This window comes from Phycicoccus sp. DTK01 (assembly GCF_017312765.1).
Lineage (GTDB): Bacteria > Actinomycetota > Actinomycetes > Actinomycetales > Dermatophilaceae > Phycicoccus > Phycicoccus jejuensis.
Genome location: NZ_BOPU01000002.1, coordinates 74,629 through 91,163, shown reverse-complemented (window position 1 = coordinate 91,163; position 16,535 = coordinate 74,629). Strand labels below are relative to the sequence as shown.

General features: G+C 73.3%; 7 protein-coding genes. 2 read left to right on the top strand and 5 right to left on the bottom strand.

What is annotated here, in order from left to right:
- Positions 1-104 precede the first annotated feature (104 nt).
- Positions 105-2,327 carry a transglycosylase domain-containing protein gene (locus J3473_RS04190; protein WP_207022048.1) on the bottom strand — a complete coding sequence of 741 codons (2,223 nt, stop codon included), beginning with the start codon at positions 2,325-2,327 and terminating at the stop codon, positions 105-107.
- A gap of 285 nt (positions 2,328-2,612) precedes the next feature.
- Between J3473_RS04190 and J3473_RS04185 the strand changes: the two genes are divergently transcribed.
- On the top strand, positions 2,613-3,176 hold the full coding sequence (locus J3473_RS04185) for a PadR family transcriptional regulator (RefSeq protein WP_030526140.1): 564 nt from the start codon (positions 2,613-2,615) through the stop codon (positions 3,174-3,176).
- An 80-nt stretch (positions 3,177-3,256) separates the two neighbouring features.
- Positions 3,257-4,348, top strand: coding sequence for an inositol-3-phosphate synthase (locus tag J3473_RS04180; protein WP_030526139.1), 1,092 nt, complete (start codon positions 3,257-3,259; stop codon positions 4,346-4,348).
- A gap of 277 nt (positions 4,349-4,625) precedes the next feature.
- On the opposite strand, the gene J3473_RS04175 is transcribed toward J3473_RS04180, so the two are convergent.
- From J3473_RS04175 to J3473_RS04160, 4 genes are all read right to left on the bottom strand, one after another.
- Positions 4,626-7,169 (bottom strand): transglutaminase domain-containing protein, encoded by a 2,544-nt coding sequence (locus J3473_RS04175; protein WP_207022046.1) that lies wholly within the window; start codon positions 7,167-7,169, stop codon positions 4,626-4,628.
- A complete protein-coding gene (locus J3473_RS04170) occupies positions 7,166-8,752 on the bottom strand; it encodes a DUF58 domain-containing protein (RefSeq protein ID WP_207022045.1) in 1,587 nt (528 codons plus the stop codon). The genes J3473_RS04175 and J3473_RS04170 overlap by 4 nt, the downstream gene beginning before the upstream one ends.
- A 61-nt stretch (positions 8,753-8,813) precedes the next feature.
- Positions 8,814-9,785 carry a MoxR family ATPase gene (locus J3473_RS04165; protein WP_030526136.1) on the bottom strand — a complete coding sequence of 324 codons (972 nt, stop codon included), beginning with the start codon at positions 9,783-9,785 and terminating at the stop codon, positions 8,814-8,816.
- Between the two features lie 40 nt (positions 9,786-9,825).
- Positions 9,826-16,176: an Ig-like domain-containing protein gene (locus tag J3473_RS04160; RefSeq protein ID WP_207022044.1), complete on the bottom strand. Its 6,351-nt coding sequence runs from the start codon at positions 16,174-16,176 to the stop codon at positions 9,826-9,828.
- Positions 16,177-16,535: the final 359 nt, after the last annotated feature.

The following is a 16,535-nucleotide window of genomic DNA, read 5'->3' as shown; positions in this document are numbered from 1 at the left end:
GGCGGCGGGGGCACGAACACCGCGCCGCCCCCCGAGGGCCGTCAGGAGACGGGCGGGGAGCGGCGCGGCGGGGTGGCGGTCACTGGCCACGGTCGCGGCCGGGGTCAGCCGGTGTTCTGCGACGCGTTCGGCGACGGGCTGCTCGACGGTCGGCCGGGGACGGTCGGCAGTCCGGGCGACTGCGTCGGCGTCGGCTGGTCGGTCGGCGTCGGCGGGTCGCTCGGGGTCGGGGTCTCGCTCGGCGTGGGCGTCTCGCTCGGCGAGGGCTCGGCCGAGCTCTGCGTCGGCCGCGGCGCCTGCGTCGTGCGGGTCGGCTGCGGGGGCAGGACGTCCCGGTTGATGTAGGCCGGCTGCGGGAACTGCTCGATGTCCGTCTGGTCGAGCGCGGCCTTCATGTACGCCGTCCAGATGCGGGTCGGGAAGGTGCCACCGGTGATGCTGCCGGCGTTCGGCAGGTTCTCCATGAGGAGCTCCTTGCCGGTCTCGTCGTCGGAGCGGTAGAGCGCGACCGCGGTGGCCAGCTGCGGCACGTAGCCGTCGAACCAGGCCGAGCGGAAGCTCTCGGAGGTCCCGGTCTTGCCGGCGGCCGGGCGGCCGAGGTTCTGCCCGACGTAGCGGGCGGTGCCGCCGTTGACCGGCTCCTGCATCGCCGTGATGACGTCGGCCATGAGGTCCTCGTCGAAGACCCGCTTGGTCTTGGCCTTGGCCTTGACGACCGGCTGCTCGTCCTTGGGGAAGCGGATCTCCTTGACGATGTACGGCTCGGAGCGCACACCCTGCGCGGCGATCGTCGCGTAGGCGTTGGCCATGTCGAGGACGGTCACGTAGTCGGTGCCGAGCACGTCGGCGACGTTGGGCTCGAGCGGCGAGCGCACGCCGGCGTCCTCCGCGGCCTGCATCGTGTTCTTCGCGCCGGCCTCGATGTTGAGCTTGGCGTACACGGTGTTGACCGAGTGGCCGGTCGCGGTGAGCAGGTCGATGTTGCCGAACTGCTCGTTGCCGAAGTTCTTGACCCGGCCACGGCGGGAGTTCTCGTTCGACGCGTTCGGGTCGGCGAACTCCTCGAAGTACTGCGGGCTGTAGCCGGGGAAGGTCGAGCGGATGCTCGCCTTCTTCTCCTGCAGCGCCGCGATGAGGGTGAAGATCTTGAACGTCGAGCCGGCCTGCATCTTCGCCTGCGTCGCGTTGTTGAGCGGCCGCTTCGCGAAGTCCTCGCCGCCGTAGAGCGCGACGATGGCGCCGTTGCCGGGCTTGATCGAGACCAGGCCCTCGTGGACGTCCTCGACGTCCGGGCGCTCCTCGCGCACGGCCTTGACCGCGTCGTTCTGGCGGCCGCGCTCGACGGTGGAGGTGATCTTCAGGCCGCCGCGCTGGATGTCGTTCTCGCTCAGCTTGTACTTGCTGACGAGCTCCTTCTTCACGAGGTCGACGATGTAGCCGTTGGTGCCGCCGAGCTGCTTGGGCGTGTACTTCTTGATGCCGTCGAGCGTCTTCTCGACGTCGGCCGCCTCGCGGTCCTGCGGCGAGAGCCACTTCTTGTCGACCATCGCGTCGAGGATGTAGGCCGAGCGCTTCTCGGCGTTCGCCTTCTGCTCCGCCCCGAGGGTCGGGTCGTAGAACGAGGGCCCACGGATGACGGAGGCGAGGATCGCGGCCTCGGCCGGGGTGAGGTCCTTCGCGTTCTTCTTGAAGTAGGCCTGCGAGGCGGTCTGGATGCCGTACGCGCCGCGGCCGTAGTAGATCGTGTTGAGGTAGTTGGTGAGGATCTCGTCCTTGGACTGCTGCTTGTCGATCTTCAGGGAGATGAGGATCTCCTTGGCCTTGCGGGTCAGCGTGCGGTCCTGGGTGAGGAAGTAGTTCTTGACGTACTGCTGCGTGATCGTCGACCCGCCCTGCGTCGCCTGCCCGCCCTTGACCGCGACCCAGACGGCGCGCGCGATGCCCGTCGGGCTGATGCCGCTGTTCTGGTAGAAGTCGCGGTCCTCGGCGGCGAGGATCGCGTGCTGCATGTTGGGCGAGATGTCCGCGAGCGGCACGGACTGGCGGTTGCCGCCCTCGTCGGACAGGCGCGCGAGCACGGTCTTGCCGTCGGAGTAGTAGACGGTGCTGGCCTCGGCCGTCACCATCTCGTTCGGCTGCGGGATGTCGGTCATCGCGTAGGCGACGAAGAACCCGGCCATGCCGAGGACGAACGCCCCGAGGCCGGCCCAGACGACGCGGCGCAGCCAGCGGCGGGTGCGCGAGGTCGTCGGGGCTCCGGCGGCGCCGGAGCGGGCGGTGGGCCGTCGCTTGGCGTCGGAACGGGTGCGTGGCTGTCGTTGGCTCATGGGCTTCCGGGGCAGGGAACGGGGGGACAGTGAACGACGCGGCTCGCGCCGCGTCCACCCGCCAGTATGACCACGCAGGCTGGGAAATCCCCAAGAACGGACGCTCCGGCGGTCCGTCGACGTGCCCTGCCACCGCGACCGCGGGCCCGCCCGCCGCTCGCGCCCGGTCCGTCGCGCCACCCCGTACGAGATGTATCGCCCCGATATATCTGTGTTACGTTCGAGGTGACAAGGTCCGAGTTTGTCCGGTCGGCCGGCGACAGTGGTGAGGAGGAGCAGCAGCCCGTGGTCTCGCGTCGCGCCCAGCTCCTCGAGCTCGCCGTCCTCGGCCTCCTCCACGAGGGGCCCACGCACGGCTACGACCTGCGCCGGCGCCTCAACACCGCCCTCGGGCCGTTCCGGGCGCTCTCCTACGGCACGCTCTACCCGGCGCTCAAGGGCCTGCTGGCCCGCGGGCTCATCGCCGAGGCCACGGACGCCCCCCGCCCGGGCAAGCGCCCGCGCGTCGTCTACGAGCTGACCGCCGCCGGCAAGGAGCACTTCGCCGAGCTCGTCGCCCGCACCGACGCCTCCTCGTGGGAGGACGACGGCTTCGACGTGCGCTTCGCCTTCTTCGCCCGCACCGAGCGCGAGGTGCGCCTGCGCATCCTCGAGGGCCGCCGCTCCCGCCTCGAGGAGGACCTCGAGCGGGTCCGCGAGCGCTCGGCCCGGCACCGCGAGCGGCTCGACTCCTACACCGCCGCCCTCCAGCGCCACGGCGAGGAGACGACCGAGCGCGAGGTCCGCTGGCTCTCGGAGCTCATCGACGCCGAACGGCGCCACCCCACCGACCCCGGCCCCCAGCCGTAGGCGGTCTCCGGTCCGCGGCTCGTCCGCGGCCCGGCGCCCGTCGCCCCACCCCCTCCACCACCGACCCACCAGGAGAAGCCATGGGTTCCATCCGCGTCGCGATCGTCGGCGTCGGCAACTGCGCGTCCTCGCTCGTGCAGGGCGTGCACTACTACCGGGACGCCGACCCCGCCACCACCGTCCCCGGCCTCATGCACGTCCGCTTCGGCGAGTACCACGTGAGCGACGTCGAGTTCGTCGCCGCGTTCGACGTGGACGACAAGAAGGTCGGCAAGGACCTCTCCGAGGCCATCAACTCCTCCGAGAACAACACCATCACCATCGCCGAGGTACCGACGACGGGCGTCACCGTCCAGCGCGGCCACACCCTCGACGGGCTCGGCAAGTACTACCGCCAGACGATCGACGAGTCGGGCGCCGAGCCGGTCGACGTCGTCGCCACGCTGCGCGACGCGCAGGTCGACGTGCTCGTCTCCTACCTCCCGGTGGGCTCGGAGCAGGCCGACAAGTTCTACGCCCAGTGCGCCATCGACGCGGGTGTCGCCTTCGTCAACGCGCTGCCAGTCTTCATCGCCTCCGACCCGGAGTGGGCCGCGAAGTTCGAGGCCGCGGGTGTGCCGGTCATCGGCGACGACATCAAGTCGCAGGTCGGCGCCACGATCACCCACCGCGTGATGGCGAAGCTCTTCGAGGACCGCGGCGTGCAGCTGGACCGCACCTACCAGCTCAACGTCGGCGGCAACATGGACTTCAAGAACATGCTCGAGCGCGAGCGCCTGGAGTCCAAGAAGATCTCCAAGACGCAGGCCGTCACCTCGAACCTCACCGGCTCGCTCGCCGGCAAGACCGAGGACCGCAACGTCCACATCGGCCCGTCGGACTACGTCGCCTGGCTCGACGACCGCAAGTGGGCCTACGTCCGCCTCGAGGGTCGCGCGTTCGGCGACGTCCCGCTCAACCTGGAGTACAAGCTCGAGGTCTGGGACTCCCCGAACTCGGCCGGCATCATCATCGACGCCATCCGCGCGGCGAAGATCGCCAAGGACCGCGGCATCGGCGGCGCCCTGCTGTCGGCGTCGAGCTACCTCATGAAGTCCCCGCCGGAGCAGCGCCCCGACGAGGTCGGCCGCGCCCGCCTCGAGGCCTTCATCTCGGGTGACGAGGAGCGCTGAGGCACGTCCTCCCCCCGGCCCATCGCGGGCTACACCGCAGTACGTGACGCTCTGGCGGCAGTTACTGCGGTGTAGCAGGCACCGGGCTCGCGCACGATGGGGCGGTCTCCCACACCGGGAGGCCGCCCCGTCGGCGTTCCTCCGCCGGGGTCGAGGGCGGAAGAGGTTGCCGGGGCTGCCGCTTCCGCACTCGACTGCGGGAGGCGTGCGGGTCGAGGGCGGAGGGGGTTGCCGGGGCTGCCGCTTCCGCACTCGACTCCGGGATAAGGCGAGAGGGTCAGGCCGGGGTGGGGTCCTCGCCGCGGCGGCGGGGCAGCGAGGGCAGGCGCAGGCGCCGCCACCAGCGCACGCGCGGGCCGGTGCGCTCGCGCTGTACCCACAGGGGACGGGGGTCGGCGTCGGAGCGCAGCCGCGCCCAGCGGCTCAGGCCGGCGCGCATCGTCGTCCGCGCGGCCTCGGCCTGGGCGTGCAGGGCCGTCGTGGCCTCCGGGTCACCGTCACCGGGCCCGAAGACGACGGCGTCGACGGACGCCGCGACCTCGCTCACCGCCACCGCACCCTCCGGCGCGGTGGCGTACGCGGCCGCCTCCCCCGGCTCCGCCTCGGGCACCGAGCGCAGCGCGACCGCCGCGTCGATGCCGTGCGCCTGCTCGCGGCGGGTCACCCCGCGCGGCACGGCGACCCCGAGGGACCGTGACTCGGCGACGAGGTCGCGCCACACCCACGCGGCCCGGCCGGGCACCGGCCCGAGCGAGGCGTGCCGGCGCCGGCGCCGCGCCTTGAGCAGGCGCAGCACCACGACGTAGAGGGCGACCAGGAGCAGCAGCGCCGCGACCCCGGCGAGGACCTGCAGCCACAGCGGCCAGGCGGTGACGTCGAAGGGGTTCTTCTTGCGCTTGGTGACGTCGGTGGCGTTCTGGGCCTGGTCGGGGCCCTGGAGCACCGACGGCGGGCTGACCCCCGCGGGCGGCGGCACCTGGGCGCCGACCTTCTGCTCCTCGGTCTTCAGCTGCTGCTCGCTCGGCGTCTTGTCGCGGCTCGGCACGAAGGACCGGTAGTCCATCGGGAACCACGTGCCGTCGTCGAGCTGGACCTCGACCCAGGCGTGGACGTCCTTGCCACGGACCTCGCCGCCCGCCTGCGGGATGCCGCCCATGACGACGCGGCTGGGGATGCCGAGCCGCTGGCCGACGAGCGCCAGCGTCGCGGCGTACTGCTCGTCGTTGCCCGCGAGCTTGCTCGAGCCGGCGAACCGGGTGAGCCGCGACACCGCGTGCCCGGGCAGGTAGACCTTCTCGAAGCTGTTCGGGGTGCCGCCGTCGGTGTACGTGCCCTCGGTGCGCATCGCCGTCGCGAAGGCGCGCAGCTTCGACCACGGGCCACCCTCGGCGCGGCTGGTCAGCGCGTCGATCTTCGCGTCGAGGAAGTCGGTGTCGACGACGCTCGAGGCGCCGGTGCGGACGTCGAGGTCCTCGGGCAGGGTCGTCGCGGGGGTCGGCGGCACGAGGGCCGTCATCCGGTAGGAGTCGCCGCCGAGGAGGCCGGCCGGCACGACCGCGGTGTCGGTGGCGGTGTTGAGCCAGAGGGCGTCGGCGAGGTCGGTGGCCCGCGGCCCCTCGAACTGGATGCGGGTCGGGTCGCCGACGGTCGGCAGCCAGACCGAGCGGTAGCCGCCGTCGGGCACCGTGACGTCGACGTCGACCTCGCGCCCCTCGGCCCCGGTCGGGGCGATGCGGGAGCCGACCTGCTGGAAGGGCGTGCCGTCCGCGGTGCGGTCGGCCGCACCCCAGACGAGGCCGTCGTACCGGTCGAGGGTGGCGAAGCGGACGGGCGTGCCGGCCGGCAGCCCGGTGACCCGCAGGACGACCTGGTCGTAGAGCTTCGCGTCGTTGGGCTCGGTGTACTGCCGGTACCCGGGCAGGGGGCTCGCGAACTGCGAGACGACGAACGGCGGCACGAGCCGCTCGCGCACGACCTCGCGGGTGGCGGCGGCCGAGGTGCCGGGCAGCAGCGGCCCGGCGAAGGCGCCGGCGACGAGGGCGACCACCGCGAGGACGCCGGCGGTCGCGAAGCGCACCCCGCGGCCGGCGCCGTTCTGCACCGGCGGGCGCGTACGGTGGGCACGGACGACGAGCCACGCCACGAGCACCGCCGCGAAGCCGACGCCCTGGACGAGCAGGGCCGCGGGCTGCGTCGTCCCGAGGGCGATCGAGCCGGCGAGCAGGGCCAGCGGCGCCACCGCGGTGAGCGGCACGTTGGCCCAGCGGCGCGCGAACCCGAGGGTCGTCGCGCCGCCGAGGAGGCCGGCGAGCCACGGCAGCGCGAGGACCGGCCCGCGGGCGTCGACGGGCGGCAGCAGCGTCAGCCACTTCTTCCAGCCGGTGACCGCCCAGGTCGCGAGGTCGACGAAGGTCTGCCCGGTCGGGACGAACCCGGCGAGGAGGTTGTCGCGCACCGCGAGCGGCCCGCCGAGGAGGAAGTAGATCGCGACGAGGACGGCGAAGGTCGTCAGCGCCATCCAGCGCAGCGTGCCGGCGACGTGCCCGACGACGAGGCCGAGGACGAGCCCGGACCACGCGGCGACGACCCACTCGACGCCGAGGAAGCCGGTGCGCATCCCGAGCAGGGCGATGCTGCCGAGGACGAGCGCGAAGGCGAGGTCGACCGACGCGTCGCGCCCGGGGACGAGGCTGCGCCACACCGACGGTGCGTCGGCGGCGCGGCGGCGGGGGCGCCGCTTCTCGCCGCCGCGCAGGGCGGTCGCCAGGCTGGGCTGCCGGCCGGTGCGGCCGGCGCCATCGGTGGACGGCTGGTCGGTCATGCGAGCGCTCCGGAGAAGAGGACACGGCGGACGTCGGTCAGCTCACGGACGTGGAGGATGACGATGGACCCGAGGCGGCGGACGCCCACGGGCACGTCGGGGTCGACGACGAGCGCGACCTTGACGACCTCCGGCTCGAACTGGTCGAGGGTCCGCTGCACCTGGATGAAGGGCCGCTCGACCCCGGTGACGAGCACCGCGATGCTCGCGTCCGGCGCGAGGGCGGCGGCCTGACCCACCGAGCCGTAGAGGTCGAGGGGGCCGACCTCGGCGCGGGCCAGCGCGTCGAGGGTCAGCGGCGCGGTCGTGCGGGACGCGGTCTCGCCGTGGCAGACGACGGTCGTGTCCTGCTCGTCGAGGATGGAGCGCAGCGCCAACGACGCGGCGCACGAGATCGCGAGCTCGACGTCGTCCTCGTCGTTCGTGTACACCTCCGGCGTCGTGTCGACGACGATCGCGAGGTGGCTGCGGCGGGTGTCGAGGAACTGCCGCACGAGGAGGCGGCCGTGCTTGGCCGAGGAGCGCCAGTGCACGTAGCGGCGGTCGTCACCGGCCTGGTACTCGCGCAGCGCGTGGAAGGCGAGGTCGGACATCGACAGGTCGGGCGTCACCTCGCCCTCGAGGTCGCGCAGCAGGCCGGCGCCGAGGTTGTCGAGCGAGATCGTCCGCGGGTGGACGTAGAGCTCGGAGCGCTCGGTCCACTGCACGGTGCGGCGCACGAGCCCGAACGGGTCGCCGTGGACGGTGGTCGCCGGGCCGACGGGCACGACGCCGCGGCGCGAGGTCGGGACGACGAAGAGCTCCTCGTGGGTGCGCCCGGCGGACAGGGCCGGCAGCGTGAAGCGCGCGGCGGTGCGGCCGACCGGCAGCTCGACGAGCAGCGGGAGCATCCCCCGCTTCGAGGTGTTGGTGACGGCGATGCGGCCGGTCGCGGGGTCGCCGACCGTGACGCGGGCCGGCTCGACGTCGGCCCGGATGCGGACCTTCGCGCGGTCGAGCGCCAGCAGCACGCAGGCGATGACGAGGACGAGGCACGCGGCGGCGACCATCCCGAGCTCCGCCCAGGCGAACCGCGCCGTCATCCACCAGGCGAGCAGGCCGACGACGAGCACCGTCCAGCCGAGCGGCGAGACCCAGCGCAGCACCTCGACGACGGGGTGCCAGACGCGGCGGGTCTGGTCGGCGATCGGCTTGATGCGCTCCCCGGTGAGGACGAGGATGCGCGCGCCGGTGTCGGTGAGGGCGCTCGGCACCTGGACGCGGGGCAGCGTGACGGTCCGGGTGCTGCCGTCGGCCTTCGTCTGCGTGCGGGTGGCCGCGCGCGCCGCGGGGCGCGAGCGGCCGGCGTCGTCCCGGCCGGGGCCGGTGGTGCGCAGGCGGGGCAGCGAGAGGCGGCGGCCGGCGCGGGGTCGCCCGGACCCGCCGGAGGGTCGCCGGGCGGAGCGCGAGGTGGCCCCCTCCGCGGCGTCGTCCACCGGGCGTGCGGCACCGCCCCCGGCGCCGCGCGGCGCGGGGGGAGGCGTGAGGTCCGAGCGACGGACCGTCGACTCGGCGTCCTCGGGCAGCCCGGTGGGGTCGCTCATGCGGGGTCCTCGCGAAGTATCTGGAGGAGCGAAGCGGGGGAAGAACTTCGTGGGGCGCCTCTCATGCGGGGACGCGCTCCGTGGGCGGCGCCACCTCGGCGAGGATCTGGTCGATGACCTGCTCGACGGTGATGCCGGCGAACTGCGCCTCGGCGGTCACGAGGAGGCGGTGGTTGAGCACCGGCTGCGCGAGGAGCTTGACGTCGTCGGGCACGACGTGGTCGCGGCCCTGGCTGATCGCCCACGTCTTGGCGCAGCGGACGAAGGCGAGGCAGCCGCGGACCGACAGGCCCAGGCGGATGCTCACGTGGCGACGGGTCTCCTCGGCCAGCCGCGAGACGTAGTCGAGGATCGCGTCGTCGACGTGCACGCCATCGGCGAGCTCGGCCATGTCGCTGACCACCTGGGCGGTGACGACCGGCTCGAGCGAGCGCGTGCGGTCACGGGTCGCGGCGTCACGCAGGACCCGGACGGTCGCGTCGTGGTCGGGGTAGCCGAGCGTCGTCTTCATGAGGAAGCGGTCGAGCTGCGCCTCGGGGAGGCGGTAGGTACCGGCCTGCTCGATGGGGTTCTGGGTCGCGATGACCATGAACGGCTCGCCGACCGAGTGGCGCGTCTTGTCGACGGTGACGTGGCCCTCCTCCATCACCTCGAGGAGCGCCGACTGGGTCTTCGGCGAGGCGCGGTTGATCTCGTCGGCGAGGACGATCGTCGCGAAGATCGGGCCCTCGTGGAACTCGAAGACCTTGCTGTTGGGGTCGTAGATCGTCACGCCGGTGACGTCGCTCGGCAGCAGGTCCGGCGTGAACTGGATGCGCGAGTTCGTCCCCTTGACCGTGCCCGCCATCGCCCGCGCGAGCTGCGTCTTGCCCGTGCCGGGGAAGTCCTCGAGCAGGAGGTGGCCCTCGGAGAGCATGCAGGTCAGCGCGAGGCGGATGACGTGCTCCTTGCCGAGCACCGCCTTGTCGACGTTGGCGACCATGGCGCCGAAGGTCTGCGAGAACCAGGCGGCCTGGTCGGTGGTGACGGTCATGCGGAGGGTGTCCTTTCGACGGAACGGGGGATGGAGGGGCTCACCACGGGGTGGGCGCTGACTCGTGGCACGTGCCGCCCCGGCAGAGTCGCACGATGACGGGGCCGTTGCCGTCGTCGAGGACATAGCCCTGCGAGCTCCAGTTGGAGCGGTTCGTGCTCGAGCCGGTGCCGTCGCCACTGACGTTGAACGGCGTGCTCGAGTGGAACCCGGGCGACGGCGAGGCCCGGCTGATGAAGTACACGTCCCACCCGCCGCCACCGCCGGGGAAGTCCTTGACGTCGAACGAGACGCGGGGGCAGGCCTTCGTCGTGCAGCTGCCGGTGGCGTTCGGGGGGATGTACCCCGGGGTCTTGCGGACGTTGTAGACCGACGGGTCCGGCGGCGGCGGGGCCGGGACGGTGACCTGGCGCGAGACCGGGTCGGACCATCCGGCGTCGGAGTGCGCCTCGACGGTCAGCGTGTAGGTACCCGGGCCCTTGCTGATCGAGTGCTGCGTCTTGTTGCCGCCGAAGGTGCCGGTGTCGGCGCCGGAGAGCCGCACCTGGTCGATCGGGCGGCCGTTGGTCGGCAGGTTCCAGGTCCAGGTCGCGCCGGTCGTGCCGTCGTTGCGCCCGTCGAGACCGGAGGGCGAGAGCGTCGGGCCGTAGGGGGTCGCGTTGGTCGACGCAGGGTTCGAGGAGGCGCCGGCCGAGTTCTCGGTGCGGACGGCCACGTTGTACGCCTGGGTCGGGCTGGTGTCGAGCGGGCCGATGTCGAAGGTCACCTGCGAGCCGGGCGCGCACCCGCACTGGTGGGTGCCCGAGGCGCCGTTGGCCGACCACCGGATGACCGAGAAGGACGCCGCGCGCGGCTGCCCGACGGTGACGGTCACGCGGATCTTCCGGTCGGCGGCGGGGGTCGACGCGGTGACCGACGGGTCGGACGGGACGCCGTTGGAGGTGAAGGACGACGAGTTCGTCCTGTGCCCCTCGAGGTCGGCGCCGTTGGTCAGCGTCACCGTGTAGCGGTAGTCGCGACCGTCGTAGGGGACGACGACCTTCGTGGTGCGGCGGTCCGGGGCGAGGGTCTCGACGGCGGTCCAGCCGCCCCCACCGACCTGCTGGTAGAGGGTGTAGCCGGTCGTCGGCGGGCCGTTGGGGCTGCCCTGCTCCCACGAGATGGTGAGCGTCGCCGAGTCCTGGGCCGGGCCGGGGCCGCTGGCAGTGATCTTCGGGGCCGCCAGGGCCGGCGGCGTGCCGGCGGACTGCATCGTCACGGCCGGGCCGAACTGGCCCGCGCCGAGCTCGTTCCACGCCTGCACCTGCACGTCCTGCTCGGCCATGTTGTCCAGCCCGGTCACGGTCGCCTGCCGGGTGGCGGCGGCGACGTCCTGGGTCTTGGTCTGCCCGGTCGAGGAGATGAGCCGGACGACGTACTTGCGCAGGGCGCTGCCCTCGTTGACCGGCTGGTCCCAGGCGATGGTCAGGGTGCCGTCGCCACGCGAGACCATCCGGACGCCGGACACGGCCTCGGGCAGCCGGTCGGGGCGCACGGCCGCGCTGGGCGCCGACGGCTCCCCCTCGCCGATGCCGTTCACCGCGGCGACGGTGAAGGTGTAGTCCTGGCCGTTGGTCAGGCCCTGGATGGTGCACGGAGACGCCGAGCAGGTCTGCTCGCCCGACGAGCCGCCGCTCCAGCGCACGACGTAGCCGGTGACGACCGACCCGCCGTCGTACGTGGGCGGCAGCCAGCGGACGCGCGCCTGCCCACCGGCGTCGCGGTCGGCGACGGCCTGCACCTGTCGCGGCGGGTCGGGCCGGCCGAGCATCGTCACGGTGACCCGGCCGGAGGTCTCGCGGCGCGGGCCGTCGGTGACGACGAGGCCGATCGACGCGGTCGGCGAGGGCCGGTCGCCGGCGGTGAGCGTGAGGGAGCAGCCGTCGGAGGAGGCGGTGATGCCCGAGCCCGACTCGACGGTGGCGCTGACGATCTCACAGGTCGGGGCGAAGAGCGGCGAGTCGAGGTAGCCGGAGACGTCGACGGTGCGCGACTGCCCCTCCTCGAGCCCGGAGACCGAGATGGGGCGCAGCCGGGCCGGGCCCTGGGCGTCGGCGCCGACGACCCGGACGGTGAGGGTCGACGGCTGCGTCATCCCGCGCGAGGAGATCTCGACCTTGCCGGTGGAGGTCTGGGCGTCGGCGTCGGCGTGGAGGGTGAGGCGGCGGTTGCCCTGGCCGTCGACCTCGAGGTCGGCGTCGGCCTCGGTCTGCCAGCGGGCCTCGAAGTCGATGTCGTCGAACGTCATGCCGACCGGGAGCCAGGCGTGGCAGACCGTCGGGATGTCGACCGTGCGGTCCAGGCCGCCTGCGGTGACGGTGACGGCGCCGTCGGGGCAGCGCAGCAGCGGGACCAACGGCCCGACCTGCACCGGCACCGACACGTACGCCGTGCCGAAGTCCTTCTGGTCCACCGCGCTCTGGTCGGTGACCTCCAGCATCACCGCGGCCGGGCCGACATACCCGTTGGAGGAGGTCAGCTGCAGGGTCCGGTTGTCGGTGAGGCTGACCGAGAGGTTCTCCGCCGGGGAGGCCGAGACCGTCGAGGCCGTCGTCACCGACACCACCCGACCGCGCGGGGAGCGCACGTAGTCGCCCAGGTTGACGGTCTTGGACGAGTCGGGGTCCATCGTGATGAGCGAGCCGGCCACGACGAACGGCTGCCCGTTGGCGCCGGTCGGGACGTGGATGAGCGCCATCGCCTCCTCGTCGTCCTCGTCGACGATGACGTACGGCACCGAGTAGGCGTGGTCGAGGATCTTGACGCTGACTCGCCCGTCGGGCGTGACCTGCGCGTCCGGGGAGAGGACCTCCTTGACCCGCAGCGTCGCGGGGTCGGAGTCGACGTCGGTGTCGTTGGCCAGCGCGTCGACCACCGTCGAGGTCTCCCCCGGCTTCGGCGCCGCGACGTCGTCGTTGGCCACCGGCGGGTTGGTGTAGCCGGCCACCGGGCGCACGAGCACCGTGGCGCGGGAGGGGTCGAAGAGCCCGTCGCTGATGCCGTAGACGAGCTGGTGGAGGGACGAGGTGTCCTCGGGGACCTTCGTGCGGACGGTGTGGTCGGCGTCGACCGTCCACTTCTTCAGCTCGCCGGCGGGGTTGAGGCCCTCGGTCTGCACGTCGACCACGTCGCCGCGGGCGATGAGGTCGTTGACGAGCGGCTTGACGGTCACCGTCTTGCCGGGCGCGGCGAAGACCTCGTCCGGCACCGCCACCGGGGGCTGCGGGTCGCCGGGCTGCACGACGCCGACCCGCACGAACGCGCGGCTCGTGGCGCCGAAGCGGTCGCGCACCTCGTAGGTGATGACCTCGGTACCCGCGGCGAGCGGGAAGGCCTCGTACCGGATGGTGGTCGGACCCGTGCCGACCACGCGGCCGAGGCGCAGGTCGACCGGACCGCCGTCGCTGCCGACCACGCCGGTGACCGACACCGAGTCGCCGTCGGGGTCGACGCCGAACGTCGGGATGGTCATCGTCAGGGGGTCGCCGGCGGTGACCGTGGCCGTGAAGCTGCGCGCGACCGGGGCCTGGTTCACCTGCTGCGCGGTCGGGAGAGGGTTGACCTGCACCCGGACCCGCGCGGTCTGGGCGCGTTCCTTGCTGCCTTCGGCGTAGGCGGCGTACTCGATCGTCACGAACTTGGGGGCACGGAGGCCGCGGGCCTCGGGCACGTAGCGTACGACGTTGCCGGAGGCGAAGGCGCGCTGGGCGTCCCCCTTGCTGACGACCTTGACCGAGCCCGGGTCCAGGCGCAGCGGGATGCCGTCGGCCATCGTGTCGTTGTCCAGCACCGGGATGCTCACGGTGTCGCCCTCGCGCACGGTCGCCTTGTCGTCCTCGACGAGGGGGAGGGAGTCGGCGAGCGGACCCTGCTGGAGCACCTCGACCTGGCCGGTCGTGCGCTGCGTGCCGTCGCTGACCGTGTACCGGATGGTGCCACGGCGCCCCTCGGTGCCGGCGGGCGCGGGGTCGCGGGCCTCGAGCCGGACCCATCGGCCCTGGTAGATCGAGGGCTGGAGCCACTGCGAGTCGTCGGTGGTCTCGACGGCCGCCGTCACGAGCACGTCACCGCGGGGCGAGTAGTCGTTGGCGAGGACGTCGACCATCGCCGGGGCCTGGTCGTGCAGGGTCGCGTTGTCCGGCACCGAGACCGGCGGTGCACCCTCGGGCGGGGCGGTGAGGTCGACGCGGATGCGGCCGGGCGCGGCGCCGGCGCCGGTGACGGCGGAGTAGCTGAGCTCGAACGTCCCCGGCGCGTTGCCGGTGACCGTGACGGTGCCGGTCGCGAGGTCGGTGTCGACCTGGAGCGGACCGACCGGCCGGACCTCGGAGCGCAGCCGCAGCGACGCGTCGGGCTCCCCCGGGTCGGCGCCGGCGATGTCGTTGCCCAGCGGCTCGACCTGCAGCGGCTTGCCGACGACACCGCGCACGGCATCCGGCTGCGTGCGGGGAGCGACGAACGTGCTGTCGCCGTTGGTCGACAGGACGCGGGCGTTGACGCTGCCCCTGGTCTCACCGCCGCGGCCGTCGCTGACGACGTAGCCGATGGGCTGTCGGCCCTCCTCGCCCGGGGCGGTGACGGTGACGCGGCCGCCGCCGTCGACGACCGCCCCCTCGACGTCGGCCCGCGCGGCGAGCGTGTCGTTCTCGGGGTCGCGCCAGTCCGCGAGGACCGGCACCGACAGGCGCTTGCCGGCGATGACCGGGTACTGGCGCTGCGCGAGCTCGGCGCCGCCACGCCGCAGCTGCGGGGGCGAGTTGACGTCGTCGCCGACCACGCGGACCGTCACCTTGCCGGCGGTCTTCGACGTCGCCCGGCCGTTGTTGACCTTGTACGTGAACTCGAGCTGCTGGTTCGCGGTCCCGGCGGGGACGGAGAGGTCGATGGCCTGGCCGTCCGACGAGACGGTGGCGGTCGCGCCGCGCATCGTCGGTGCGGTGACGTCGCGCTGGTCGATCGCGAGCACGGACCCGGCGACGTCGGTGTCGTTGTCGAGGACGTGCAGCTTGCTCGTGCGGCCGGGGCGGACCTTCTCGGAGTCGTCGACGGCCTTCGGCGGCTGCTGCGCGGACGCCTCGTCGACGAGGTTCTCGTCCTTCTTCTGGTTCTTGTCGTCCTGACGCGTCGGCGGGGTCAGCGCGTCCCAGTTGTCGATCTTCGTCGGCTTGTCGTCGAGGTCCCAGACCCCGCCGTCGTCGAGCTCGTTGAGCACGACGAGCCCGCGGTTGACCCGGAAGGCCACGCCCTCGCGGATGGGGTCCTCGGAGCCGGTCGGGAGCGTCGCGGTCGGCTCGTCGCCGGTGCGCCCGCAGTTGGCGCCGTAGAAGACCTGCGTCTGCTCGGCCCACGCCGCGTGGACGCAGCCGCCGAGGACGACCGGCCGTGTGACGAGGGTCGCGCCCGGCACGCGGTTGACCCGCTCGCCGATGACGACGCCGCCCGGCGAGAGGCCACCGTCGAGCGGCACCTGGACGGCGCGCTGGGCGGACTCGACGACGACCGTGTCGGCGTCCGGCCCGGGCACCTGGAGCGCCGCGAGCCGGGAGCCGTCGGCGGTGACCTGCGCGTCGACGCCCTCGGGCTCGTCGGCGGTGTAGACGCGGTCGGTCTCGGGGTCGTAGGCGACCCAGTCCGCCCCGACGGCGGTGATGTCGGGGTGCGGGCTGCGCAGCGCCGAGGGCGTGGTCGTCGGCTTCGCGAAGCCGGTGGGGGTCGGGGCGATGGTCGTCACCGTGCCGTCGGCGCCGGAGACCGCGTGGACGACGCCGTCGAGGCCGACCGCGACCGCGGCGCTCCTGCCGACCGTGGCGACGGGCTTGGCGCCGACCGCGACCCCGGGCAGGTCGGTCGTGCCGGTGCGGGTGTCGACGCGCTGCGCGTAGAGCTTGCCGCTCGCGGGGTCGAGGAGCGCGAGGGTGCCGCCGCGCAGGTCGACCGGCTGCGGCGTGAAGCGACCGGACCGCTCGTCGACGGCGGGCACGGTGGCGGCCGGGTCGCCGGCGGTCGAGGTGCGCGGGTCGAGGGGGAAGAGCTCGCCGCCGGCGGTCGAGACGCCGAAGACCGCGGCCCCATCCTGGAGCACGTCGAGGCCGCCCCCCGTGCCGCTGTCGGTCGCGACCCCGGTCTCCAGCTGGCCGATCGGGATGTTGGCCTTGGCGAACTTGGCCTGCTGCGCGGAGCTGACCCAGACGCCGGCGTCGTTGAGGTCGGCCTCGTGGACGGTGGTGCCGTCACTGGCGACCGCGGCGTACCCGAGGCCGGCGGCGACGAGCGCGACGACGACGGTGCCGGCGGTGCGCCGGCGCGCGCGGCTGCGCGCACCACGGACCCGCGCGGCACCCACCCGTGTCACGTGCGGCTCCTCGTCCTGTGCTGGTCTGCTCCCCCGAGCGGCCCCGTCCACCACCCCGGCCCGTCCAGAGTAACCAGAGAACGCGGGGCATCAGGCCCGGTCCGGAGGGGAGCACTCCCCGAGTGCTGCCGGGCATCCGGGCCCGTCGGGCGTCGTCGATACCCCCACGGGTGCCGGTCGGTGACGAGTCCGCAGGTCAGCCGCCCGCGCCGGCCCTGTCGCGCGCTACACCGCAGTAGGTGTCGTGCTGGCGACCGTTACTGCGGCGTAGCCCCGTCCGAGAAGCGGTGATGCGGTCGGATGCCCCTCCGCGCCGGCGCCCTGTGCCCGCACGTGCGGGGTTATCGCTGTCAGAACCC